Source organism: Pseudoalteromonas sp. T1lg76, assembly GCF_002964725.1.
Lineage (GTDB): Bacteria > Pseudomonadota > Gammaproteobacteria > Enterobacterales > Alteromonadaceae > Pseudoalteromonas.
In genome coordinates this window covers 72058-95507 of the sequence record NZ_PQCE01000009.1, presented here as the reverse complement: position 1 = coordinate 95507, position 23450 = coordinate 72058, and the positions used below count along the sequence as shown (strand labels likewise).

Annotated in this window: 20 protein-coding genes; 5 read left to right on the top strand and 15 right to left on the bottom strand. The window is 50.1% G+C overall.

Features of this window, described 5'->3' with window-relative positions; all coding sequences use genetic code 11:
- Positions 1–414, bottom strand: coding sequence for an MAPEG family protein (locus C2M35_RS03930; protein WP_105214241.1), 414 nt, complete (start codon positions 412–414; stop codon positions 1–3).
- A gap of 347 nt (positions 415–761) precedes the next feature.
- On the opposite strand from C2M35_RS03930, the gene C2M35_RS03925 reads away from it, so the two are divergent.
- On the top strand, positions 762–3638 hold the full coding sequence (locus C2M35_RS03925) for an insulinase family protein (protein ID WP_105264649.1): 2877 nt from the start codon (positions 762–764) through the stop codon (positions 3636–3638).
- Between the two features lie 163 nt (positions 3639–3801).
- On the opposite strand, the gene C2M35_RS03920 is transcribed toward C2M35_RS03925, so the two are convergent.
- The 4 genes from C2M35_RS03920 to C2M35_RS03905 all read right to left on the bottom strand — a co-directional run bounded on the left by C2M35_RS03920 (position 3802) and on the right by C2M35_RS03905 (position 8341).
- Entirely contained in the window at positions 3802–4431 is a 630-nt protein-coding gene (locus tag C2M35_RS03920) for a PqiC family protein (protein ID WP_105214237.1), read from the bottom strand.
- Positions 4431–6089 carry an intermembrane transport protein PqiB gene (gene pqiB / locus C2M35_RS03915; RefSeq protein WP_105201495.1) on the bottom strand — a complete coding sequence of 553 codons (1659 nt, stop codon included), beginning with the start codon at positions 6087–6089 and terminating at the stop codon, positions 4431–4433. Before pqiB ends, C2M35_RS03920 begins: the two co-directional genes overlap by 1 nt.
- The gene (locus tag C2M35_RS03910; RefSeq protein WP_105264648.1) at positions 6082–7308 is read right to left on the bottom strand and encodes a paraquat-inducible protein A; all 1227 of its coding nucleotides are present in this window, start codon (positions 7306–7308) and stop codon (positions 6082–6084) included. The genes pqiB and C2M35_RS03910 overlap by 8 nt, the downstream gene beginning before the upstream one ends.
- A 241-nt stretch (positions 7309–7549) precedes the next feature.
- Positions 7550–8341, bottom strand: a complete 792-nt coding sequence (locus C2M35_RS03905; protein WP_105201493.1) for an acyl-CoA thioesterase — start codon at positions 8339–8341, stop codon at positions 7550–7552.
- Positions 8342–8527: 186 nt separating this feature from the next.
- On the opposite strand from C2M35_RS03905, the gene dnaK reads away from it, so the two are divergent.
- Together dnaK and dnaJ are read left to right on the top strand one after the other, a co-directional pair.
- Positions 8528–10444, top strand: coding sequence for a molecular chaperone DnaK (gene dnaK / locus C2M35_RS03900; protein ID WP_105201492.1), 1917 nt, complete (start codon positions 8528–8530; stop codon positions 10442–10444).
- 85 nt (positions 10445–10529) lie between these two features.
- Positions 10530–11660 carry a molecular chaperone DnaJ gene (gene dnaJ, locus C2M35_RS03895; RefSeq protein WP_105264647.1) on the top strand — a complete coding sequence of 377 codons (1131 nt, stop codon included), beginning with the start codon at positions 10530–10532 and terminating at the stop codon, positions 11658–11660.
- A gap of 220 nt (positions 11661–11880) precedes the next feature.
- Here the strand turns inward: dnaJ and C2M35_RS03890 are convergent, their stop codons facing one another.
- The 10 genes from C2M35_RS03890 to C2M35_RS03845 form a co-directional block, all read right to left on the bottom strand.
- Positions 11881–12108, bottom strand: coding sequence for a hypothetical protein (locus C2M35_RS03890; protein ID WP_158677907.1), 228 nt, complete (start codon positions 12106–12108; stop codon positions 11881–11883).
- Positions 12109–12292: 184 nt separating this feature from the next.
- On the bottom strand, positions 12293–12580 hold the full coding sequence (locus tag C2M35_RS03885; protein ID WP_105264676.1) for a hypothetical protein: 288 nt from the start codon (positions 12578–12580) through the stop codon (positions 12293–12295).
- A gap of 182 nt (positions 12581–12762) precedes the next feature.
- Positions 12763–13179 (bottom strand): hypothetical protein, encoded by a 417-nt coding sequence (locus C2M35_RS03880; protein WP_105258754.1) that lies wholly within the window; start codon positions 13177–13179, stop codon positions 12763–12765.
- Positions 13180–13518: 339 nt separating this feature from the next.
- A complete protein-coding gene (locus C2M35_RS03875) occupies positions 13519–13953 on the bottom strand; it encodes a hypothetical protein (protein WP_105264646.1) in 435 nt (144 codons plus the stop codon).
- A gap of 117 nt (positions 13954–14070) precedes the next feature.
- On the bottom strand, positions 14071–14436 hold the full coding sequence (locus C2M35_RS03870) for a hypothetical protein (protein ID WP_105264645.1): 366 nt from the start codon (positions 14434–14436) through the stop codon (positions 14071–14073).
- Positions 14437–14449: 13 nt separating this feature from the next.
- Positions 14450–15424, bottom strand: coding sequence for a hypothetical protein (locus C2M35_RS03865; protein ID WP_105264644.1), 975 nt, complete (start codon positions 15422–15424; stop codon positions 14450–14452).
- Positions 15425–15613: 189 nt separating this feature from the next.
- Positions 15614–16630, bottom strand: a complete 1017-nt coding sequence (locus C2M35_RS03860) for an ABC transporter ATP-binding protein (RefSeq protein WP_105201485.1) — start codon at positions 16628–16630, stop codon at positions 15614–15616.
- 13 nt (positions 16631–16643) lie between these two features.
- Complete coding sequence (locus tag C2M35_RS03855) at positions 16644–18134, bottom strand: ABC transporter permease (protein ID WP_105258750.1); 1491 nt, start codon at positions 18132–18134, stop codon at positions 16644–16646.
- Positions 18134–19174, bottom strand: coding sequence for a substrate-binding domain-containing protein (locus C2M35_RS03850; protein ID WP_105264643.1), 1041 nt, complete (start codon positions 19172–19174; stop codon positions 18134–18136). The genes C2M35_RS03855 and C2M35_RS03850 overlap by 1 nt, the downstream gene beginning before the upstream one ends.
- On the bottom strand, positions 19175–19987 hold the full coding sequence (locus tag C2M35_RS03845) for a hypothetical protein (protein WP_105264642.1): 813 nt from the start codon (positions 19985–19987) through the stop codon (positions 19175–19177).
- Positions 19988–20365: 378 nt separating this feature from the next.
- On the opposite strand from C2M35_RS03845, the gene ybaK reads away from it, so the two are divergent.
- Together ybaK and C2M35_RS03835 are read left to right on the top strand one after the other, a co-directional pair.
- A complete protein-coding gene (gene ybaK, locus C2M35_RS03840; protein ID WP_105258748.1) occupies positions 20366–20827 on the top strand; it encodes a Cys-tRNA(Pro) deacylase in 462 nt (153 codons plus the stop codon).
- Positions 20828–21158: 331 nt separating this feature from the next.
- A complete protein-coding gene (locus tag C2M35_RS03835) occupies positions 21159–23420 on the top strand; it encodes an acyl-CoA dehydrogenase (protein ID WP_105264675.1) in 2262 nt (753 codons plus the stop codon).
- The last annotated feature ends 30 nt before the right edge of the window (positions 23421–23450 follow it).

Sequence of the window (23450 nt, the reverse complement as noted above, 5' to 3'; positions counted from 1 at the left end):
TTAGATAAATCGCCAAACCAGCGTCAGCCACATGGCCAGAACCACCACGCAACCCGCTAAAAAGGTAAAATAGCGGCTGCGCAGGTGGTTTGTGCTTAGGTGGATGACGCTGTGAATGACTCTGGTTAAGACAAACAACCAGGCCAGCGCAACAAACGCATAACCCGAATTGTTGGTGGCGAGGGCACAGAGCACGGCCACATAAAACAGCACAGGGATTTCAAATTGATTGATAAAATTTCGTCCGGCGACCTGCACCGACTCTGGCGCTGAGCCGAGCTCCATGGTGGCAAACTGACGCATCTGTATTTGTTTCTTTTTCGCTGCCCCAAAGCGGCGGCGCCCCATTATTACCATCACTATCAAGGTCAGTAGCACCTGGGCAAACAGGGCAAGTATAAGCTGGCTGGTCACGTTAAGACTCCTTAGGTCTGCTATCAATTACTTAAGTAGCTCATCATTCTAGCGGGCTAAATTATCATGCTCACGGCGTTGGAATTTTTATGTGTAGAATAACTACACAAGAAAAATTCCGACTTGTAATCACATCATTGATCCAGCGCTATCTCTGATCACATACATAACAGTATTGGTATTAAATTCGCAAAAATACCATGTGGTTAGCATAGTTATTACAATTCTATGGCTAATAAGCAAACAAGATTTTCATAATCTGTTACAAACTTAGGTGTTTTTTTATTGCATTTTAAACGGTGATTTTTGATTATGAAGGGCAATATTCATCAATAAGATTCAGCATAATGAAGAAAACAATCGTCCTTAGCGCGCTAGCGCTGGCCGTGTTGGCTGGTTGCAGCGCAACCTCGACACCCACTAACACCGCAGTGCAACTTGTTCCAGACACATTAGTAGTAAGCCCTAACGATAAGCGTGCTTATGAAACGCTAAAACTCGATAACGAAATCGAGGTGATCCTGGTGTCTGATCCGAGTGCGGAAAAATCGGCGGCGGCCTTAAGTGTGGGTGTGGGCTTGTTAAATGACCCCATGACGCAGCAGGGCATGGCGCACTATTTAGAGCATATGCTGTTTCTTGGCACCGAGCGTTATCCTGATACCCAGGGTTACAGCGACTTTATGACCAAAAACGGCGGCGCCCATAATGCCTATACCTGGCTGGATATCACCAACTATATGTTCAAGGTGAATAACGATGCCTACGGCGAAGCTTTGGACCGTTTTAGCGACTTTTTTAAATCACCTAAGCTGTACCCGCAATATACAGACAAAGAGAAAAACGCGGTAAACGCTGAGTGGTCGATGCGCCGCGAAATGGACTTTTTCGGTCAGTTTAAACTGGCTCGTAAAATGATGGGTGAGCACCCGGCCAACCGCTTCCTTATCGGTAACTTGGAAACTCTGGGCGATAAAGAAGGCAGCTCGCTGCATCAGGAAACCGTAGACTTCTACAATACCTATTATTCGTCAAACATTATGAAGGTGGCGATGATTTCAAATCGTCCCCTAAATGAAATGCGCCAACTGGCGAAACAGTACTTTGCCGATATTAAGAATAAGGGCATCGACAAGCCAGGCGTGACTCATGCACTCAACTACGAAAACGTTGGCGGCAAGCGTGTACACTACAAGCCAAACGAAGACGTAAAACAGCTTAAGCTTGATTTTATTATTGAAAACAACCGTGACGATTTTGCCTACAAGCCTAACCGTTTCGTTTCTTACCTGCTAAGCAACGAAATGCCGGGCAGCCCGGCGCAAATCTTGCGTGATAAAGGTTGGGTATCACAGCTAAGCGTTTCGGATTCATACAACAAGTATGGCAACTATGGCGAATTGAATGTGAATGTCGAGCTGACCGATGTCGGCATGCAAAATCGCGAAGAGATCCTCGCCACCATTATGCGTTATATCGAATTGATTAAGGCCAATGGCGTTGACGCCAAGTACTTCAGTGAAATTCGTACCTCACTTAATAACCAGTTCCAGTTCCTGGAAAAGAGCGACGAATTTGGTTATGTGTCGGCCCTGACGCAAAGCATGCAGGATTACCCGCTTAATAATGCCATTAACGCTCCTTATTATTACGCCGAGTTTAACGAGCGCGCTATTAATGAGGTGTTAGATCAGCTAAATGCCGATACCCTGCGCGTCTGGTATGTGTCTAAGGGCGAGCAAACCGACAGCAAGCTGCACTTCTATGATGGTGAATACCGCATCGAAGACATCAGCGCCGAAGAGCAAGCCAGCTGGCAGCAGCCGAGCCAGTTTGCCCTGGCTCTGCCTAGCGTAAACCGCTTATTGCCAGAGCATTTTGATATCAAAACCGCCGCCGCTAATACAGAGCAAAAGCCTAGCATCAGCTATGATAAAAATGGCGTTAAGGTGTGGTTACAGCCGAGTCAGTACTTTGCCGAGCAGCCTAAGGGTGTGGTTGAGGTGTATGTGAACAGTCCGAAAGCGCAGCAGGATATCAAGGCCGGTGTGCTGCTAAGCCTGTGGGCCGATCTTTATAGCCTGTCGCAAGCGGCATTATCGACCGAGGCGGCGATCGCCGGCATGGCGGTCAACATGGATCCGGGCAATGGCTTTAGCCTAAGCGTCGGTGGCTTTACCGATAAACAGCCTGTGTTACTGAGTGAAGCGCTGGGCAACCTGAAGCTAGATGTTGAGCCGCAAGCCTTTGCTCAGGCAGTAGACCGCTATACCCGTGGTTTGCAAAATGCCAAGAAGCAGTTCCCCTTCTATCAGGCCTTTGGTTTGTACTCGGATCTGGTGCGCTCTGGCAGCCATGACAGCGAGCAGCTGATTGCCACTGCTAACAGTGTTACTGTTGCGGATCTTAATGCCTTGATGGATGACGTACTAAGCCGCAATAATGTGCGCGTATTCGCCTTTGGTAACTATGACGATGCCAGCGTTGCCGCCATCGCCCAAAGCATTGCCAAGGCCCTGCCTGAGCAACAAAAAGACAGCGACTATACCCGCTCGAAAACCTGGAAGCCTAAAGCCGGTGAAACCTATGTGGTACAAAAAGATATAGAAGTTGCCGATGTGGCCATTATCGATATGGCGTATCACCCACAATCCGGCTATGCGCAAAAAGCCGCAGCCGCCGTGTTACAGGGTCACTTCCGTACCGTGGCATTCGATAAGCTGCGTACCGAAGAGCAACTGGCCTACGCCGTTGGCGCCACCGCGCGTCCATTGGAAGATTACGCCGGTATTGGCTTGTATATCCAAACCCCGGTGAAGGATGCCAAGGCGATGCAGGCGCGTTTCGATGAGTTCAAGGTGCAATACGCCAAGGTGTTAGCCGAGCTGGACGAAGCCACCTTTGCTCAGTTAAAGAATGCCTCTCTTGTGGCGTTAAAAGAGCAGCCGAAGAACCTGACCGACGAGCTGAGTCGTTTGATGCCGGATTGGTATCGTGAGCGTTTTGAGTTCGACAGTCGTGCCAAGTTACTGGCCGCCGTTGAAGCGCTGACTCTTAAAGATATGCAGGACTTCTATCAGCAGACCATGATGAACCCGGAGGCGGCACGTCTAAACGTGCAGCTGCGCGGCACCAAGTTTGCCGACAAGCCGTTCGCAGATTTGCCCAAGCAAACGAAAATAGAGTCGGTGGCTGATTTCCACCGCGTCGTAAGCTGGCAATAAGCAAATAGAAAAGGCTCCCTCGGGAGCCTTTTTAAGTCTGTAGGTCGGCCTTTAGGCCGACAAAATATACAGCATATACACTTTGTCGGGGTGAACCCCGACCTACAACCATGGCGGCAAACCCCGAATTACAAGGACAACCCCATACAAGGGACTCACTGCATTAGGTATTTGAAATTAACTTATTAATCTCAGCGCTCATTTCGCTCAAGGCTTGTTGCCAGGCTTGGCTTAAGGCCTTAGCCAGGGCTTCGTAGCCATCTTCGGCCAGGGCTTGGCTGTGATAAAAGCGGGCAATTTTCAACACATGCAGCTTGCCCTTGGCATCCACCTTAGACAGTCGCCAGGTGCCTGCTATTTCCGCATTGTTGTCCAAACCACCATTAAACTGCTCTATGCTGACATCGAGCTGAAAAAATGAGGCTTGCAACTGCTCGGCATAGACATCTGCACCCTTGACCACCATCACCTTATCGAGTTCTTGCATCAACTGCGACTGCGCCATGGTGGCCAGTAAATGCGCCGGTGCATCGGCCCAAAAATGATAGTTGGCGCTGTACACCTGATGCTCGGAGCGTTTGATCACCATGGCGCGGTTATTCAGTGTACCGCGCACAGCAATAGGGCTTAGGCGCAGCAGGTGTTCGCTTTGCAGATGATCGCGGCTAAACAGGGAACCCAGCGCCTCGTTTTGATTTGTGCCTTGCAACTGATAATGATGCAAACTCGTGCTGCTGCTTGAGCAGGCGCCGAGCAGGGCGCAGGCCATCAGTAATGTAAGTAATCGCGACATTAATCTTTACTCCTTGGGGTAGGGTCGACGGGCAGCTCCTTGTCGAAAATCAGCATATTCGGTTGCTCGTTCAGGCCTCGGGACAGCGGCTGTAATTCGTCCATCAGGCGCTGTACTTGCTGTAATGTGCTTTGCAGCTCCTGATACATGCCGGAGCCGTTTTGGAAGCTGGCCATGGTCAGCTCAAATTGCTCCATACTTTGCTCGAACTGACGCATGCTTTGGCTGATATCGGCCATGTCCTTGCTAATATCACCGGGCAGGGCGCGTGTCGCAGGCTCATTAATAAAGGTGCGCATATCCGCGGCCAGAGCTTCATAATTGGCCATGGTCTGCTCAAATTGGGACAGGCTTTGTTCGACCTTGAGGTTTTTCACCTTGTTAAGCACATCGTTGAGCTGGTTCGCTAACGCCGAGATACCGCTCGATGTACTTGGGAATACAGTATATTCACCACGTTTGGTCAGCACCGCCGGCTCGGCATCCGGATACATGTCTAAATCCACATACACGGCGCCGGTAAGCAGGTTGCCGGGTTTAAGCGAGGCTCTTAAGCCCTCGGCCAACCAACCTTCAACGCGGGATTGCCAATATTCCCTTGCTTGTTGGGTATCGCGATAGAGACGACCGTATTCGATGCGCACCAACACGGGCACTGCACTGCTGGTATCGCCAAAGTGGGCCGGAGCGCCATCTATGATCACCTCGGCAGGTACCTGCTCTACCGTTCCTATGCGCATGCCACGGTATTCCACCGGTGCGCCCTCGCGCAGGCCACGGATCGACTGTTCAAACTGGACCAGGTAATGGTCGAAATCATAAAAGCGTTGTTCTAGTGCCTTGCTGTAACTTTCACTGAGACTAAAGGTATGGCCTTCTTTAACCACGGGACCCGGTGAATTGTCCTCGGGAATTCCTAGCGAAATGCCGCCTTTAAGCAGTTTAGACAGTGAGCCGGTTTTGATACTGATGCCATCTGCATCCAGGTTCACCTCAAGGCCGGATTGCACCCAAAACACTGTGTTGAGTGTAACCAGATTTTCGTATGGTGCATTGATAAACAGGCCATAGCGCATCACCTGTTGATCCCAGTCGAAGTGGGCGGTTTCGATTTGGCCGATAAGATAACCTTTAAAGTAGACGCCTGTACCAACTTCAAGTACTTCGGCATTACGGCTGGAGAGCTTATAGCGGGCGCCTTTGACGTCGTTGCCAATCAGGGCCGGCTCTTCTAGTAATTCAAATCGGTTAACCAGCTCGTCGCTTTCGCCAGGGGCAAATTCGATATATACCCCCGAAAGCAGAGTACTAAAACCGCTAACGCCGGTTTCATCGATGCGTGGTTTTACCACCCACATCTTAGCGTCTTCGCTCAGTAAGGAGTCGTAATGTTTATCGATTTGGGCTCGTACTATGACATGATCGCGTGAATTGGCCAGGCGAATGGCATCAACCGTGCCTATTTTTACGCTGCGCACCTTGATCTCCGTTTTACCGGCGACTATGCCCTCGGCCTGAGCCATTTTTATATAGATGGTTTGCCCTTTATCTAATTGATATTCAAGCAACATCCATGCACCGACAAACAGCGCCAGCAAGGGGATCAACCAAATCGGTGAAATTCTTGCCGCGGCTTGTATGTATGCAGGTTTAGTCATTTACCACTCCCTTTACCTGTTCGGGGGGATCCCAAATCAATCTTGGGTCGAATGAATGAGCGGCGAGCATTTGACAGATCACCATAGCTCCGAAACACATGGCGCCGAATCCCGGCTCCACAGACATAAGATTGCCCAGCTGCACTAAGGCCACTAACAGGGCGACCACAAAAACGTCGATCATCGACCACTTGCCGATAAATTCGGTCACCTGATACAGGCGCGTATAGGTGCCTGATCGGCTGCCAACCTGACGATAGACCAGTACGCACAGGGTGGCCAGCACCATGGCCTTAGCGAAAGGCACCACCACACTGGCTAAAAATATAATGGTCGCTATGGGGTAAGAGCCCACTTCCCATAATAAAATAACACCGCCGATCAGCGTCGATGCCTCCCTAGAGCCCAGGCTGGTGGTATACATGATAGGCAATACATTGGCGGGTATATAAAGCAGCACAGAGGTGATCAGCCAGGCCGCCGCTTTTTGCAGCCCTTTCATATTGCGAAAATGGGTGGCGGTGTGACACCTGGGGCATCGTTTTTCTGTGGTTAACTGATGGCAGGTATGACAGGCGCGTAATTGCGCATCTATGGCGCGAATACCACTGCTGACCGGCACATCCTGATAGGGACTGATCTGCTGCCATAAACGCTCATTGTTAACCCGGCTCATGGTGGCGATATAACAGATCACAAAACCGGCATAGGCCCAAAAGCTCTGCCCGAAGGACACATCGGCCAGGCTCATGATCTTAACCATGCTGATCAACACGCCGACCAGGAAAATCTCCGACATCACCCAGAGTTCCAGCGCCAGGGTGAACTTTAGAACGCGCCTTCCCCATTGTTTGGGCAGGCTGCGCAGTAAACCCATGTGCAAGGGCACCAGCAAGATCAGCATCAGCAGCGGCAAGATAATAATGCTGATATCGATAAACACCCCAAGCAAGGTGCTGTCGTAGTTAAATAGCATGCGCCCGGCATCGGGCAGGGTGATGGTCTGGGTCAGGCCGTTACTGGAAAAAGAAATAAAGGGGTAAAACACCGAGCTGAGCAAAAGTATGATAGCGCTCAGGCTTAGGGCGACAACCTGGGCATCATTATTTTCGGTACGAAGATTAATTTGGCTGCGACAATGAGGACACTTGGCGACTTGCCCGGCTGCTAAGTCTGGAACTTCAACAATGAAATCACAATGTGAGCAGGCTAGACGCATGGCTTCCCAAAAATAATAAATTACCGCGTATCTGGTAAGAATAGCCGTTTTAGGCGCTTAATCCTAGTAACTTATTGTTACATAAATGCAGCTAAGTGGTGACTGAGTAAGATAAAAATGTGGTTAGGGCAGGGGAAATTTAAAAGCGGCTAAGTGCCTGTGACAATCCAGTGGCGGGAACATTGGCAACCTGGACCATGGCCGGTGCCTGGACACCGACCACAATTTAGCTAAAACCTGCCTAGGCAAATAAGGCGACGGTTTGCTTACTTTGGGCTATCACATCGCCGCTCTCGGTATATAAGGTGGCATCTTCATAGGCATAGCCGTTGTGGGCAGCCGTGGTGGTGATATCCACCCCCACCCAGTCGCCAGCGCTAAGCTTTGGCAGATGCAGGCATTCCACATGCCAGCTCATGCTACTGGCCGGCGCCGGGCTTGGGAAAACCTGAAGCTGCGACGGCGGCCAGCTGTCAATCAGGGCGATAAGATGAGTCCAGTCATAATCTTGCGTTTGCTCTTTAAAGCGCATCCAGCCACTTAAGTCAGTGGCTTGGCTGGAGCTGTAGGGCATGCCACCTGCCACTAAATTTAAATCCACATACTGGAAGAAATTGGGCATCACCCCCTGCACAAAGGGCAAGCAGTTATCGGCGTTAGGCGCCTGTTTCCCCTGCAATTGGGCGTAGGGCACTTCAACAATGGACGCGCGGTCTTTGGCAAACAAGCCCTGCACAGTTAAACAGACCTGATTATGTTGGGTAATAGTGGCCGCATATTGGCTTGAATTCTTACCTTCACGCAGCAAGTTAAAAGACAAGGTAAAAGGCTCATCCGGGGCGATGGGGCCGACAAATTGGGCGCTAAAGGAGCGTAGGGTGCGCTCGTCATGGCAATGCAGCAACATGGATTGCAAAGCAAAGGCGCAGGAGAGCCCGCCAAAAGCGGTGCGCCCCTGAGTCCATGTCTCTGGGAACTGCAGGGTTTGGGTGTCTTTTTCACTGACCAAGGCCATAAGCTGATCAAAAGTCATAATCTGATTCCTATTTGTTCTTGTCCGACCAGTTTAACGCGTAAACCTTGTTTGTAGAGTGGTCAATTTGAAAAAAATTTCAAAAAAACGAATTTTTTTTAGCTATCGCGCTTGAATTAGCAAAACTGACCCCTATTTAGTAAAGCATCAAACAGTTAAACAGATTTTTGAAGTTGGAGAAGATTCATGGGTAAGATTATTGGAATCGACTTAGGTACTACTAACTCGTGTGTTGCAGTACTAGATGGCGACAAGCCGCGCGTAATTGAAAACGCCGAGGGCGATCGCACTACCCCTTCTATCATTGCGTTTACCGAAGACGGTGAAACGCTAGTAGGTCAGCCGGCGAAGCGTCAGGCGGTAACTAACCCTACAAACACAGTATTTGCAATCAAGCGTCTTATCGGTCGTCGTTTTGAAGACGAAGAAGTACAGCGCGATATCGGCATCATGCCGTTCAAAATTGTTAAAGCAGACAATGGCGACGCCTGGGTAGAAGTGAAGGGCGAAAAGCGCGCTGCACCTCAGATTTCAGCCGAAGTACTGAAAAAGATGAAAAAGACCGCCGAGGATTACCTTGGTGAAGAAGTAACAGGCGCGGTAATCACAGTTCCTGCCTACTTCAATGACTCACAGCGTCAGGCAACTAAAGATGCCGGTCGTATCGCGGGTCTTGATGTTAAACGTATTATCAACGAACCAACCGCTGCAGCACTTGCTTACGGTATGGACCGCAAACAAGGCGACAACGTAGTTGCAGTATATGACTTAGGTGGTGGTACCTTCGATATCTCAATCATCGAGATTGACGAAGTTGAAGGCGAGCACACTTTTGAAGTACTAGCGACCAACGGTGACACGCACTTAGGTGGTGAAGACTTCGATAACCGTGTAATCAACTACCTGGTTGACGAGTTCAAAAAAGAGCAAGGCATCGACCTGCGTAACGACCCGCTAGCCATGCAGCGTGTTAAAGAAGCGGCTGAAAAAGCGAAAATCGAGCTTTCAAGTGCACAGCAAACCGAAGTGAACCTGCCGTACGTTACAGCAGACGCAACTGGTCCTAAGCACATGAACGTGAAGTTGACTCGTGCGAAGCTTGAGTCACTGGTTGAAGACCTGGTAACCAAGTCTATCGAACCACTTAAGAAAGCCCTTGCTGATGCAGATCTGTCTGTAGGCGATATCAACGACATCATCCTAGTTGGTGGTCAAACACGTATGCCTCTGGTACAGAAGACAGTTGCTGAGTTCTTCGGTAAAGAGCCACGTAAAGACGTGAACCCAGATGAAGCGGTAGCCGTAGGTGCTGCGGTTCAAGGTGGTGTACTAGCCGGTGAAGTAAAAGACGTACTATTACTGGACGTTATCCCACTGTCTCTAGGTATCGAGACCATGGGTCAGGTTATGACTACGCTGATCGAGAAAAACACGACGATTCCAACGAAGAAGTCGCAAACCTTCTCGACAGCTGACGACAACCAGAGTGCAGTAACCATTCATGTGTTACAAGGTGAGCGTAAGCGCTCGGCTGACAACAAGTCGCTGGGTCAGTTCAACCTAGAAGGTATTCGTGCGGCACGCCGTGGTGAGCCACAAATCGAAGTAACTTTCGATGTTGACGCCGATGGTATCCTACACGTGTCTGCAAAAGATAAAGACACAGGTAAAGAGCAGAAGATCACCATCCAGGCTTCTTCAGGTCTAAGCGATGAAGAAGTAGAAAAAATGGTACGTGATGCTGAAGCCAACGCCGAAGCGGATAAAAAGTTCGAAGAGCTTGTAACTGCCCGTAACCAAGCCGATGCCATGGTTCACGGTACCCGTAAGCAAATCGAAGAAGCCGGTGATGCATTACCTGCAGAAGATAAAGAAGCTATCGAAGCGGCGGTAGCCGAGCTAGAAACGGCTATCAAGGGTGAAAGCAAAGAAGAAATCGATGCGAAAACTCAAGCGCTTATCGAGAAGTCACAAAAGCTAATGGAAATCGCGCAAGCGAAAGCCCAGCAGCAAGGTGGCGCCGATGCAGGTAGCCAGCAGCAAGCAAAGCAAGACGACGACGTTGTTGATGCTGAGTTTGAAGAAGTGAAAGACGACAAGTAATATACTTGTTGCAACACGGGGCGCGCTGGCGGAAATCGCTTGACGCGCCCTTAGTGTATGTAGATTTTTAAAAATAGTGGTAGATATGTCAAAACGCGATTATTACGAGGTACTGGGTGTAGCCAAAGACGCCAGTGACCGCGACATTAAAAAGGCTTATAAGCGCCTGGCGATGAAATATCACCCGGATCGTACTGCCGGCGACAAGGAACTTGAGAGCAAGTTCAAAGAGGTGAAAGAAGCCTACGAAATTCTTAACGACGCGCAGAAACGACAAACCTATGATCAGTTTGGTCATGCTGCATTTGAACAAGGCGGTGGCGGTGGTCACGGCGGCTTTGGTGGCGGCGGTGATTTCGGTGATATTTTTGGTGACGTATTCGGCGATATCTTCGGCGGTGGCCGTCGCCAGTCTCGTCAACAACGCGGCGCCGATTTACGTTACAACATGGAACTGAGCCTGGAAGAGGCGGTTCGTGGTAAAGACGTCGAAATCAAGGTTCCAACCTGGGTTAGCTGTGAGCCCTGTGATGGCTCGGGTGCTAAAGCCGGCTCAACGCCGAAAACCTGTCACACCTGTCACGGTGCAGGTCAGGTACAGATGCGCCAAGGTTTCTTTGCGGTGCAGCAAACCTGTCCAACCTGTCAGGGCACAGGTCAGGTTATCTCGGACCCTTGTAACAGTTGTCATGGCCAGGGCCGCGTAGAAAAGACCAAGACCTTGGCGGTGAAGATCCCTGCGGGTGTTGATACCGGCGACCGTAGTCGCCTGGCTGGCGAAGGGGAAGCGGGCGCCCATGGCGCACCAGCGGGTGACTTGTATGTGCAGGTGAGCGTGCGCGAGCACCCGATTTTTGTTCGTGATGGCAACAATCTGTATTGTGAAGTTCCGATTGGCTTCACCACGGCTGCCCTAGGTGGCGAGATTGAAGTGCCGACTTTAGACGGTCGCGCCAAACTGAAAATACCGGCCGAGTCGCAAACGGGTAAAATGTTCCGTATGCGTGGTAAAGGTGTGAAATCGGTTCGTTCAGGCTCAGTGGGTGATCTGATCTGTAAAGTAGTGATCGAAACCCCGGTTAACTTGAACAGCGAACAACGTGAACTGCTGGAGCAGTTGGAAAAGAGCATGGGCAAAGACAGCTCAAAGTACCGTCCTAAGGAGAAAGGTTTCTTCGATGGCGTGAAAAAGTTCTTTGACGACCTGACGAAGTAATACCAATTCACTTAAATAGCTAATTATTCTAGCGGGCTAAATATCGTGCTCACTGTGTTGGAATTTTTCTATGTAGAATAACTACATAAGAAAAATTCCGCCTTGTGATCACATCATTTATCCAGCGCTATCTCTGCTCACATACTTAACAGATTTGGTATAAGCAGAAAATAGTGAAAAAGCGCCGTAAGGCGCTTTTTTTATGGCCTTTTACTCAGGCTCAATTTAGCAAAATGGCCTGTTCACCGTCCGTACTGCACTGGCACAGTTCGGCGCTGTCGCTGTAACGAATATCATTGATGGCAGCAGCCTTCACCGGGGTTAGTTGTTCGCAGCGCATCACGCATTGGCGCTGTTGTTGCCAGTAACTGTATTCGGCTTGTACCAACCAGGTCAGCAGCAGGCAGACCAGAATCAGGGTGAACACCCTTAGTCGTTTTAAAAGCATAATCGCCTCCGCTCACTAAAGTCCGATACTTTAACTCTAGTGTAAAAACAATGAGCCTACCTAAGCAGATTTTATTTAGAGAGGTGTCGAGTGTTAAAAGAAGGGCGTAGAAGCGTGAAGTGACTACCTGGTTGGCTGGCTCTGTGTCAGTAGGTTCGAGAGGCGGGATTGTTACACTTGGGCGTTATTTATAGATTTTTTCGGTGACCTTTTTTAGCTCGGCATGCGGTAAAAATTGATCTGAGATGGTCAAAATTGCATGCAGGTTATTTTTAAGCTTTTCTAAGTCAAGTTCACCGGGGTTGAGTGACGTTTGCAGTAGATGAATTGCCATGTCAGCAAGCAAAACCCGCTGTTTCTCCAGCCATTGTGGTTCCCCTTTAGCCGCTGTAAGGGCTAAATAACTACTTTCAACTAAGTTGTGTATTTCCCAGCTTGTTTTGATTATTTCGCGGCGTTGTTCGTTATTCATATCTAACCCCTTATTGATAAATTTAACTTTTTTCATTTAGAGCAATAAGTTAGCAGTATACCTAGGGGGCAACAAGCAGATGTGCTTGGTTTTGAACTCGGTTATTAGACAGCCTGGTTATAGAGAATCTAAAAGCGTTATATGAACATTTTATTGGCGCGGCCTGTTGCTTGTTTGCACCCTTACTCCACCCGGCAATAATACTGTTTAAATTGCCATTTACTGGCACGTATATAGTAGCAATTGCTTTCAAAGGTGAGGATCTGAATGATATCCGCTCTTTGGGGGCGGCTAAAATAGGTGGTTCTAATCGTAGTGTCACCAAGGATTTCCACCTTATGGGGAGTAAACTTGAGCTGCTCGGGCATGCGGTTGGCGGGGTAGGTGGTAAAGGCATGCTCATGCAAGACATGGACAATACCTGAGTTGATATTATCCCTAAGCATAAGTCGCTCTTCTGCGGGGATTTCATGCTGCGAAAGCAGACTGGCAAGGGTTTTGGCCTCATCGAGTTGCCAGGCCCCCACATAAAAGGGGGTCTGCCCTGCCTGATAAACAAGGTAAGTTAAAAGAAATCCCAAACCTAGAGGCACCTTCATAGTTCCCTCTGTTCAACCCGAACGCTTTATTGTTGAGCGTCCTTAAGGTGAATAATCGTTTGGCTGCAAACCTCTTTAACCGCTTTGTTCCTTGCCTATCGGCTTCCCCCAGCAGGTATGTAACACCTCTATCGGAACAACCAATTTGAAACCAAACCCGTTAGATAGATTAGTATAGTGCCTAATTTTAAGCCTGCTATTTAGGTGTGGAAATTGCTATTTAAGCCACTGAACTAGGACGTATTTTTGTTAATTGGATAGGTAAGGGCGGTATTGTAGACTAGTGGGAGTGTTGAAGGCACAACTTATAACTAAGGCCGTGGTTGTGCCTATATGAGGCTAGTTAACCGCAAGTTCAAAGGTTTTCTCGTTGAGCAACTCCAATTGCCAGACGTCTTCGCAATCATCCGGGCCCAACATAAAATAGGTATAGCCTTTATCCTTTATCAGATAAAAGTGCATGCTTTGAATATAGAGGGAGGCAAGATCCTTTATTTGCGTCGGTGAGAGCGAGCTCTGCTGCTGGGCAAATGTGGATTTTTGTTTTTCTAAATTCGTTTCTACCCAGGCCGAGTCCCTGACTATTTGTACAGCGTAAGAAATTAGCTGCGGGTTTGGCTCTAAGGCGCCCTGTTCGTGCTCCAGGGTGATGGCCTTGTTATTATAGTTGCCCACCCATTTATTACTCTCGCTATCGTATTTTAGCGTGCCTAAAATGGTGTGGTTTAGCTCTTTTGCCATTTTGGGTTTTTTCTTAAAAATCCATGAAAACATAAAATTCCCTTCTCGATTAAATCTCTTGGCCCCAAGGCATGGGGCTTGGGTTCGGCGCCATTCTAGCGGTAAATATTACAAGTTAAAAATATTTAAGATAAACAAGGCATAAGCCACTTATGTGTATGCGGCTTTAACCCCAAAATCGACAGCACCGAGCAACAGCATAGTGGCAAATAGGCAGGCTAAAAATCCGGCGAATATCTTACTGCCTCGTTTAAAACCGAATTTACTGTAGCCATAGGCGGGAATGCCGATAAAACCGATTAGGGCGCAAAACAAGGGAAAATAACCAGGATGGGTTATTGAGTTCTCTGCGCCGTGGTATTTACACCAGGCAAAACAGCAAAAGGAAATAAACAGGGTATGAGGCAAAAAGGTAATGCTTTCCTTGTCGTGGGCATACAGAAAATAGCTGTCTATAAAGGCCGCAAGGATGTAAGAAAATAGCGCCAAGATGATTATTTTGTTGGATTTTTTCATCTTCTTTAGGCCGTTAGGCAAGGTTGTATTCGCGATTAGCCTTACACAAGTCGTCGTGCAGCCTCATCACATGGATTGCCTTTGGGTCGGTAATATCGGAGCCGAGTTTCATCATAAATTTGCACGAGGCATAATCATTGGCCTTGCGCTCATAGGCGTTTATCCAGTCCTGCCGCTCTTTAAGGCGCTCCGCCTTAATAGGCCAGACCCCAGGGCGCGGACGAAGCCTTTCTATGCCCACTCGCCAGGGTTTGGGGCTGACCCTGGCCCTAAAACAGCGCTGATTGCGACACATTTGCATATAGACCCTGTCCGAGCCAAGACTTTTTAACAGCGCCGCCGAGCCCTCACTGGTGGGCTCATAGGTTTGCTCCATAAAGAGAATGCGAAAGCCCATGGATGTCTGGTAAATGCGCATATGAAGCACTGGATTATCGGCAGAGACCTGCTGAAAGCGGGTGATGGCCTCTTGCTCCAAACCACCCCTGCGGTTAATTAGCTGATTATTGATAAAACCCGCAATGGGTGAAGAGAGCATCAGCGACGCCATTAGCGCGGCAAATAAAACCCACCAGGAGCCAGTGAACACGCTTGCAACAGCCCCAGCAAGTGCCAGGCCAATAAACACCCAGGTAACGAGTCTCGTCGAGGGCGCACTATCGAGATCTATGTCTGCAAACATCACATCCGGGGTATTTAAGCACAGGGCGCCATAGGAGTTTCTGGAAATAACCACGTCTTGATGCTTAGAGACGACCTCTTCGCGGATGGGAATACCCTCAGCACCGTTATAGGAAATTTTATGATCAATGCGTCGCACATCGCCTTGCTCGCTCAGGGTCTTGAGTGCGTCATCAAGACGCTGATCCGCGTGTTGCTTTGCATCTTCTTCACTGATATCTGACCAGCCAAAGCGCTTGATTGTGTATTGTCGGTTGTTGGCACGGGTTTTTGCTTGCGATTCGGACCAATACTTGGGGACTATCATGCCGTCTTCCTTGGATGGCTAAGGCTGTAGAGCGAGAAAATATGATACTTACCTTAGCACCTTTTGAATTCTAAAAACTAGGCTTTATTTAGTAAAGGCAATGAGTTACCTAAATTTAGGCGGTAAAAAACTGGTCAGGTTAGAGTGGGGAGCGGGAGCCCAGCATCACGGGCTCCTAGTAAGGTTTTTTTATTGACGTTGCTGATACACAGCCAAGGGATGGGAGGTACTGAGCGAGATATGCACCTTATCTCCGGGACGTACCATCACCTCGTGGCTTACTCGGCTGGTGACTAGGGTATTGCAGGTCAACTCAACCGCACACAGGCGACTGCCGCCTTCAAAGCGCACCCAGGTTACGGTACCGTTACTGTTATCGCCATTTTGCGCCAACAGCACGTCATCGGGGCGCAGCAGCACATCCACGGCGCCTGCATCACAATCTATGCCTTGCGCCGGTGCTATGCCTATAGCGGTGCTGGCTTGGCCGTGTTGATAGTCGCCGGCAATAAAGCTGGCTTCGCCTAAAAAGCGTGCCACAAAGCGATTGCTCGGCAGGCTAAAGCAGTGCTCAGGAGAATCGATTTGCTGAATACGTCCGTCTTTGAGCACCCCGACTCGGTCGCCTACCGACAGGGCTTCTTCTTGGTCGTGGGTCACCCAAATCGCCGGGACGCCCGCGTCTTTTAAGGCATTGCGAATATCCCAGCGCAAGGTGTCTTTAAGCGCCGCATCCAGATTCGACAGAGGCTCATCTAAAAGCACAAAGTCTGGCTGGTGAGCGAGCGTTCTCGCTAATGCCACCCGTTGCTTTTGGCCGCCTGACAGTGTGGCGGGCTTTTTATCGACAAAGGCACCAAGACCAAGCAGTTCAATCCAGTGCTCCGCTAAGGAGGTGTCCTTTAAGCGAAAGCAGATATTTTGCTGTACGGTGAGATGGGGGAACAGGGCAAAGTCCTGAAACACCATGCCGACACGGCGTTTTTCCGGGGGCACATGTAACTTTGGGGTGGCGCGCCAGGTGCCAAGATTGATTTCTCCGGCGCTGATTGGAATAAGCCCGGCGAGGGCCTGTAAAATGGTGCTTTTACCGCAGCCGGTAGGACCAACCAGCATCAGGATCTCGCTCTCACCCAATGAGAGATCTAAGTCGCTTACGACCCGATTACTACCATAATCGATAGCCAACTTACTAACAGATAACATGTATTCTTGATCCTTAATTACTGCGTTTTTCACCGGAAAGCATAATAGCTAAACCACAGGCGGAGATCACTACAAGCAAGAGCCCGGGGATGGCGGCGCGGCCAAAGTAGCCCGCTTCATAGACGCGCCATAGGTACGTCGATAATGTCTCGAATCCAGTCGGGCCGAGCAAGAGTGTGGCCTCTAATTCTCGCATTGATTCTAAAAATACCAAGGCAGCACCTGCGACTATACCGCGCGCGGTCAACGGCAAGGTGATGCGGGTAAAGGCCTCTCGTGGGCTGGCTCCTAATACCCGCGCCGATTTAACTAAACTGGCGTCCATATGCTCGGTGCTGGTGCGCACCGAGCCCACCGCCAAGGGTAAAAACCGCAGCACATACGCGATAACCAGCAGAGCCAGAGTTTGATAAAGCATGGGTAGTTGCAGGCCGGCGTAAACCAGTGCGGTGCCCATGACAATACCGGGAATACCAAAGCCAAAATAGGTAATACGTTCCATAACACGACCGGCCTTACCGCTAAGCGCCGCATGGGCCACAGGGATAGCAACGATCACCGCCACCAGTGCCGCTATGCCCGAGGCGTAGGCCGAATGCCAGGCAATGGTAAAGTCGAACTCGGCCAGACCATCGCGGGCCAGCCACAGCGAAAAAATGCCCAAAGGCAGGCCTATCGCCAATAGCAGTACGGGGGCGAAGGTGGCGAACAGGGCCGCTACTTGCCAGGGCTTGGGGAATAAGATCAAGGGACGACCATGGCGCTCGGTGGCGGTTTTTATTTGTGATTCTAAAAACAGCAAAAAGCCGACTATACACATCAACTGCAACGACAGCATGGCGGCGCGGTTTAAACCAAAGGCGTTGTATTCCACATAGATCACCCGGGTAAAGGTATCGAGGCGCATCATCGCCGGGGTACCGAAATCGGACAGGGTATACAAGGCCACCAACAAGGCGCCGGCGGCAATACCGTTTACCACCCGGGGTAAAATCACCTTAAATACGCTCATGGTCATCGACATGCCCAGGGTTCTTGCGGCATTGACCATGCTGGCATCGAGACTCAGCAGTGAAGAGCGGGTGGTCAGCATCACAAAGGGAAAGGTGTACAGGGTCATAACAATGGCGGCGCCACTTAGGCCATACATGGGCGGCGTGGCTATGCCAAACAGCTGGTTGATTTCTCCCCCCGGGCCAAAGGCCGCATACAGGGTAAAAGCGCCGATATAGCTGGGGATGGCTAAGGGCGCGGCAAACACCACTAGCCACATCTTCTTCAGCGGTAGATGCACATAAGCGCTGATAAAGGCCAGGGGCACGCCGATAATGATCGAGCCCAACACAGTAAGCACCATCAGCGACAGGGTATTGCCGAGTATGGTGAGGTTATGGCTGTCGAATACATTACTGGCGTCACTGGCGAGCGTGAGCAGCACATACACAGGGGTTAAGGCCACGAGCGCTGCAAGCAGCGCCATGGGGTAGGAAGCGGGTAGGCGCATTAGAGCACACCGTTATTACGCATTAAATCCAGGGTCGGGCGCAAGTCCGCCAATTGCGTTAAGTCTATTTTAGGCGGTGAAATGCTGGCCAGTGAGGGCAATCCTTCGGGCGGTTTAATGCCTTCGATAAGCGGGATTTCATAGGCCTCACGGGCCAGATAACCCTGTACCTCAGCGCTTAATAGGTAACGCATAAAGTTGGTTGCCAGCGGGTCTTTATTCAAGGCCAAAATACCTGAGGCATTAACCAAACAGCCGGCATCATTTTGGGTAAAAGCAAGATCTAACTTGGCTTCGGGTTTACCCGCTTTAAGGCGCAGACTGTAGTAGTGATTGGCAAAACCTATGTCTACTTCACCGCGCTCCACAGCCATCACTACACCCAGTTCACCGGCATAGGATTTGGCTTTCTTTTTCACCTTTTTCAGCCACTTGGCAGTTTTATCATCACCTTCAAGCAAACGCATCGCGGTGATAAAGGACTGGAATGAGGCATAGGCCGGGGCCCAGCCAATACTCAGGTCACTATCGGCAATGGCCATAATGCTGTCGGGGATCTGCTCCTTGGTCAAACGCTCTGTGTTGTAGGGCAGGGTGCGTATGCGGCCGGTCACCGGCGCCCAACCCTGGTAGCGAAACTGAGGTTGCAGTTGTGCCGATAAGTCAGCAGGCAGGGGCTGTGCCAGCCCGGCATCGGTTACCAAGCCAATGGCACCGGAGTCCACCGCCCAGAATAAATCGGCGCGGCGTACGCCCATTTTCGCTTCCGCGACTATGGTGTTGGCCAGGGCTGCGGTGGGGCCGCGGCGAATACCCAGCTCTAAATTCGGGTTTTTATCTTGAATGGCTTGCAGGACATTTTCATACAGACCGCCTTCGCCACGGCCAAGGTATAAGGTTAGCTTGCCTTCGAGGGCGGGCAGACTGTCCACCGATACCGGGTTGGCAGCGGTGGCCGCGAATGCCCGCGCTAGGGGTAGCGGCAAGGTGCTGGCTACCCCAAAGGCGGCCAGACCCTGAATAAAGGTTCTGCGTTTCACTTAGAACACGTCCTTACGGGCTTTTTCGGCCTTTTCAATTAGTTTTTTGGCACGATCAAGCTTGCTTTGCATGGCAACAACCACAGCACGTACGTCATCGACACTTTGGTTATCGGCGATCGCCTTTGGCAAGGTCACATTGAAGTCTTTTTCCAATTCTTCTACCAGGTTGGCATCTTGCTCAATTAAGGTGCCTTCAACGCCTTCAAACAGGTGCAGGTAGGTGTCATGAACGATCTGCGTGGCTTCATCGCCAAGGCGTTCTGCATATTTGGCAACGACACGGTCGAGCTTATGCTTGATCTCGTCCATGGTGGCGCTTTGTGTCATGGTCTCTGTAGCCGTAGCCTTAACGCTCTGAAGCAGGCCTTTTTGCTGGAATTGCGCCGCCAGTTTAACTGCGCCCAGGCCTTGCCAAAGCGCGGCATTGAGTGCTTCTTGTTGCTTACGTGCTTCGGCCGCTGGCGCTTTATTGTCTATGGCCATCTTGATGCCGTAAAGCCCTTGCCAGATAGAAGCATAAACGGGCACATAGTTAGTTTCGATGGCGCTGTGAAATTTAACCGATTCCCAGTATTCAACGAGGTCATCGCTGTTTACCGCCTTGTTGCCTTTAGCCTCGTAATCGCTGACCATGGCATCAACCTTGCCAATCATCCATTGTACTTCTTCGGAATAATCTTTTAGGTTTTCTTGTAGGTGATTAACGTGTTCGCCGATAGGACCGTTGGCAAAGGCCGGCTGAAAGCTAAATGCAGAGGCGAATAACAGGCTCACGCCCAAGGTTTTGACTGATTTATACAATGAATTCATAGCGTGGGGATCCAAGGCTAATTGTAAATGATAGTTATTATCATATCCGCACAACTCGTTTAAATCAATACATTAAAGTGTCGTGTTCCGTTACTTTTTGTGCCAAACAGCACATTAGCAAAAGCTGGGTCTCATAGACCCGATGGAGCATAGACAAGTGCCCTAAGCAAACAGTATGCTGCTTGATGGTAATACCAATTCTGTTAGATATGTGATCAGATATAGCGCTGGATAAATGATATGATAACAAGGCGGTATTTTTCTTATGTAGTTATTCTACATGGAAAAATTCCAACGCTGTAAGCATGATATTTAGCCTGCTAGAATGATTAGCTATTTAAGTGAATTGGTATATCTACTTTGAACAAGGGATTGGACATGACCCCAGCGGTAACCTTTTTAACCAAGCATAAGGTGAAGTTTGAGCTCATCAGTTTTGAGCATGACGCCCAGGTTGATAATTATGGTCAGGAAGTCATAGATAAATTGGCACTGGACGGGGCCTGCGTATTCAAAACCTTGGTGCTGGAAACCGCAGAGCAAGGGTTTGTGGTCGCCATTACCCCGGTGAACCAACAGGTGAATACCAAATCCCTGGCCAAACTGGCGGGCTGTAAAAAAGCGGCCATGGCCGCGGGGGCCGATGTGGAGCGGGTAACCGGCTATGTGCTCGGCGGCGTGAGCCCCTTTGCGCAAAAGAAACGACTGCCCGTGTATGTGCATCAAAGCGCCCTGGCGCAGGAAACAATTTATGTCAGTGCCGGCAAGCGCGGTGTTGAGCTGGCCTTGGCACCACAGGATTTAATTACCCTTCTAAATGCCCGTAGCGGTGAGTTTTAGCCCTAGTGCCTTTATTGCGCTCTCTATCGAGCGCGCTCTGTGTTGTTGGGCGCTTGCTGCGGCGCTCATTTTTCCCCAAACAATCTTCTCTCTGCGTATTTGTTTCATGCTTTTTCACTAGCGAAGCACTCGAACCCCCTCCTTGAATCACGTACTGAGCAAAATTATTTTTTGCGTACACCTGTACGCTCAAAGCGCGGTAATTCAGGTGCTTGGGGCGAATAAGGCAAATAAAGTTTGAAATTTGTGTTAAAAAAACTGGTTGGACCAATTGATCTATTCAGATTTTTATGACGTAATAATGGAAATTAACTGGTCAGATGAGTTGGTTATGAGCTTACGTACAAAATTAAAAAAAATCCTTCCTAGTATTTCCATCACAGAGCAAGAGGCGCTGGACGCCGGTGATGTATGGTTAGAAGGTTCTATCTACCGTGGTAAACCGGATTTCGCGGCGCTGCGCGATGTGCCAGCGGCAACCTTGAGCCAAGAAGAGCAAGCTTTCCTAGATGGCCCCGTGGCCCAGCTGTTGGAAATGATCGATGAGTCCGAGATTCAATCGGGCACGCATCTGCCTGAGCATATTCTAGAGTTCTTGAAAAAAGAACGTTTCTTCTCGCTGATCATTCCGAAGAAGTTCGGTGGTCTTGAATTTAGCCCCTATGCCAACTCGACCATAGTGGCTACCATTTCAACTAAGTCATCGGCGGTTGCCGTGACCGTGATGGTGCCAAACTCCTTGGGCCCGGGTGAGCTATTGCTGCACTATGGTACCGAAGAGCAACAAAATCATTATCTGCCGCGCCTTGCCAATGGTCGCGATATTCCTTGTTTCGCCCTGACCAGCCCGGAAGCGGGTTCGGATGCCGGTGGTATTCCGGATATCGGCGTGGTTAAAGAAGGTGAATACCAGGGCGAGAAGGTACTTGGCCTGGAAGTAACCTGGGACAAGCGTTATATCACCCTGGCACCTATCGCCACCGTATTGGGTTTAGCCTTTAAGGTGCAGGACCCGGATCACCTGCTGGGTGATAAGGAAGACCTCGGCATTACCTGTGCGCTGATTCCAAATACCCACCCGGGTGTGGAGCTGGGTAATCGCCACGACCCTATGGGCGTGCGTTTTTACAATGGTACGACGCGCGGTGAAAAAGTCTTTATTCCTATGGACTTTATTATCGGCGGACAAAAGAACATCGGTCGCGGTTGGCAAATGCTGGTGAGCTGTTTGGGTGCCGGCCGTGGTATTTCACTGCCAGCTTTAGGTGTGTCGGTATCTCAGGTTTCCTTTAAGGGCGCCGCCGAGTATGCCGCGGTGCGTGAACAGTTTGGTCTGGCTATCGGTCAGTTCGAAGGTATTCAGGAAAAGCTGGCCGATATCGCCGGTAAAACCTACTTACAAGAAGCTATGCGTGTGCTCACCACAGAAGGTCTGGGCATGGGTCTAAAACCTTCGGTAGTAACCGCCATCGCCAAGTACCATATGACCGAAATCGGCCGTGACGTGCTGAACTCGGCCATGGATATTCAAGCCGGTAAAGCGATTCAGCGTGGCCCGCAAAACACCCTGGCCAGCGGCTTTGTCGCTCAGCCCATCGCCATTACGGTAGAAGGGGCGAACATCCTGACGCGTAACCTGATGATCTTTGGTCAAGGCGTGATGCGCTGTCACCCTTACTTGCAGAGCATGGTGGAGTCTATTCACTCGCAAGAAAAAGATGCCGATGCCACCTTTAATCGTATTTTGCGTAAAACCGTGGGTTACAGCACCGCCAATGCGCTGCGTGCTTTCAAACATGGTTTACTGCCTTTTACCGCGCCGAGCTCGTCGTCTTTGCCAGAAGTACGCCAGTATGAAAAGGCGGTGCACAAGTTGTCGTCACGCCTAGCCGTGTATGCGGATTTCTCCTTATTGGTTTTGGGCGGAAAGTTAAAGCAGGCGGAAATGTTGTCGGCGCGCCTGGGCGATGTGATGAGCTATATGTATGCGGCCATGGCCTCGATTAAATACTATGAGCAAAAGGTCAGCAGCGCAGATCGCGAGCAAGCGGCGCCATACTTCCACTATGCGACCCGCTGGGCACTGCAACAAGCGGAGCAGGCACTGCATGCCTTCTTGGATAACTTCCCGGCATCGGGCACCCGTAAGTTTATGCGCTTCCTAACCTGGCAGTACGGCTACAAGATGCCAACCATTGGCGACAATCTGGTTCGCGAACTGGCCCATCAGGCGCAACTGGATACGGCCATTAAAGCCCAGCTGACACATCTGGTGAAACCGACGCCGGGCGATGGTCACGATATCAACGAGCAGGCCTATAAAGCCAAGCTGGCAAACCTTGAGAGCCTGGCCAAGGTACGCAAGGCCATTAAGTCGAAGCAGATTCGCTCTGGTGTGCGTTTTGCCGAGACGCTGGATAATGCCCTGGCGGCCAGTGTGATCGATGCCAACGAATATGCGTCTTTGGTTGATTATAATCGCAAGCGTGAGCTGGCTATTCGCGTCGATGAATTCGATTTCGATATGAACCTGCTGCGCCCGGACGGCACCCGTGCCGACGGCCAAGACATGAGTCTACGCAGCGCCAGCTAATTATTCCCTGTCACATTTGCATTACCACCA

What these genes read in the sequence shown, in the direction of transcription:
- C2M35_RS03925 (WP_105264649.1), top strand. Translation starts at nt 762, where the DNA reads ATGAAGAAAACAATCGTCCTTAGCGCGCTAGCGCTGGCCGTGTTGGCT.
- C2M35_RS03920 (WP_105214237.1), bottom strand. Translation starts at nt 4,431, where the DNA reads ATGTCGCGATTACTTACATTACTGATGGCCTGCGCCCTGCTCGGCGCC.
- pqiB (WP_105201495.1), bottom strand. Translation starts at nt 6,089, where the DNA reads ATGACTAAACCTGCATACATACAAGCCGCGGCAAGAATTTCACCGATT.
- C2M35_RS03910 (WP_105264648.1), bottom strand. Translation starts at nt 7,308, where the DNA reads ATGCGTCTAGCCTGCTCACATTGTGATTTCATTGTTGAAGTTCCAGAC.
- C2M35_RS03905 (WP_105201493.1), bottom strand. Translation starts at nt 8,341, where the DNA reads ATGACTTTTGATCAGCTTATGGCCTTGGTCAGTGAAAAAGACACCCAA.
- dnaK (WP_105201492.1), top strand. Translation starts at nt 8,528, where the DNA reads ATGGGTAAGATTATTGGAATCGACTTAGGTACTACTAACTCGTGTGTT.
- dnaJ (WP_105264647.1), top strand. Translation starts at nt 10,530, where the DNA reads ATGTCAAAACGCGATTATTACGAGGTACTGGGTGTAGCCAAAGACGCC.
- C2M35_RS03890 (WP_158677907.1), bottom strand. Translation starts at nt 12,108, where the DNA reads ATGCTTTTAAAACGACTAAGGGTGTTCACCCTGATTCTGGTCTGCCTG.
- C2M35_RS03885 (WP_105264676.1), bottom strand. Translation starts at nt 12,580, where the DNA reads ATGAATAACGAACAACGCCGCGAAATAATCAAAACAAGCTGGGAAATA.
- C2M35_RS03880 (WP_105258754.1), bottom strand. Translation starts at nt 13,179, where the DNA reads ATGAAGGTGCCTCTAGGTTTGGGATTTCTTTTAACTTACCTTGTTTAT.
- C2M35_RS03875 (WP_105264646.1), bottom strand. Translation starts at nt 13,953, where the DNA reads ATGTTTTCATGGATTTTTAAGAAAAAACCCAAAATGGCAAAAGAGCTA.
- C2M35_RS03870 (WP_105264645.1), bottom strand. Translation starts at nt 14,436, where the DNA reads ATGAAAAAATCCAACAAAATAATCATCTTGGCGCTATTTTCTTACATC.
- C2M35_RS03865 (WP_105264644.1), bottom strand. Translation starts at nt 15,424, where the DNA reads ATGATAGTCCCCAAGTATTGGTCCGAATCGCAAGCAAAAACCCGTGCC.
- C2M35_RS03860 (WP_105201485.1), bottom strand. Translation starts at nt 16,630, where the DNA reads ATGTTATCTGTTAGTAAGTTGGCTATCGATTATGGTAGTAATCGGGTC.
- C2M35_RS03855 (WP_105258750.1), bottom strand. Translation starts at nt 18,134, where the DNA reads ATGCGCCTACCCGCTTCCTACCCCATGGCGCTGCTTGCAGCGCTCGTG.
- C2M35_RS03845 (WP_105264642.1), bottom strand. Translation starts at nt 19,987, where the DNA reads ATGAATTCATTGTATAAATCAGTCAAAACCTTGGGCGTGAGCCTGTTA.
- ybaK (WP_105258748.1), top strand. Translation starts at nt 20,366, where the DNA reads ATGACCCCAGCGGTAACCTTTTTAACCAAGCATAAGGTGAAGTTTGAG.
- C2M35_RS03835 (WP_105264675.1), top strand. Translation starts at nt 21,159, where the DNA reads ATGAGCTTACGTACAAAATTAAAAAAAATCCTTCCTAGTATTTCCATC.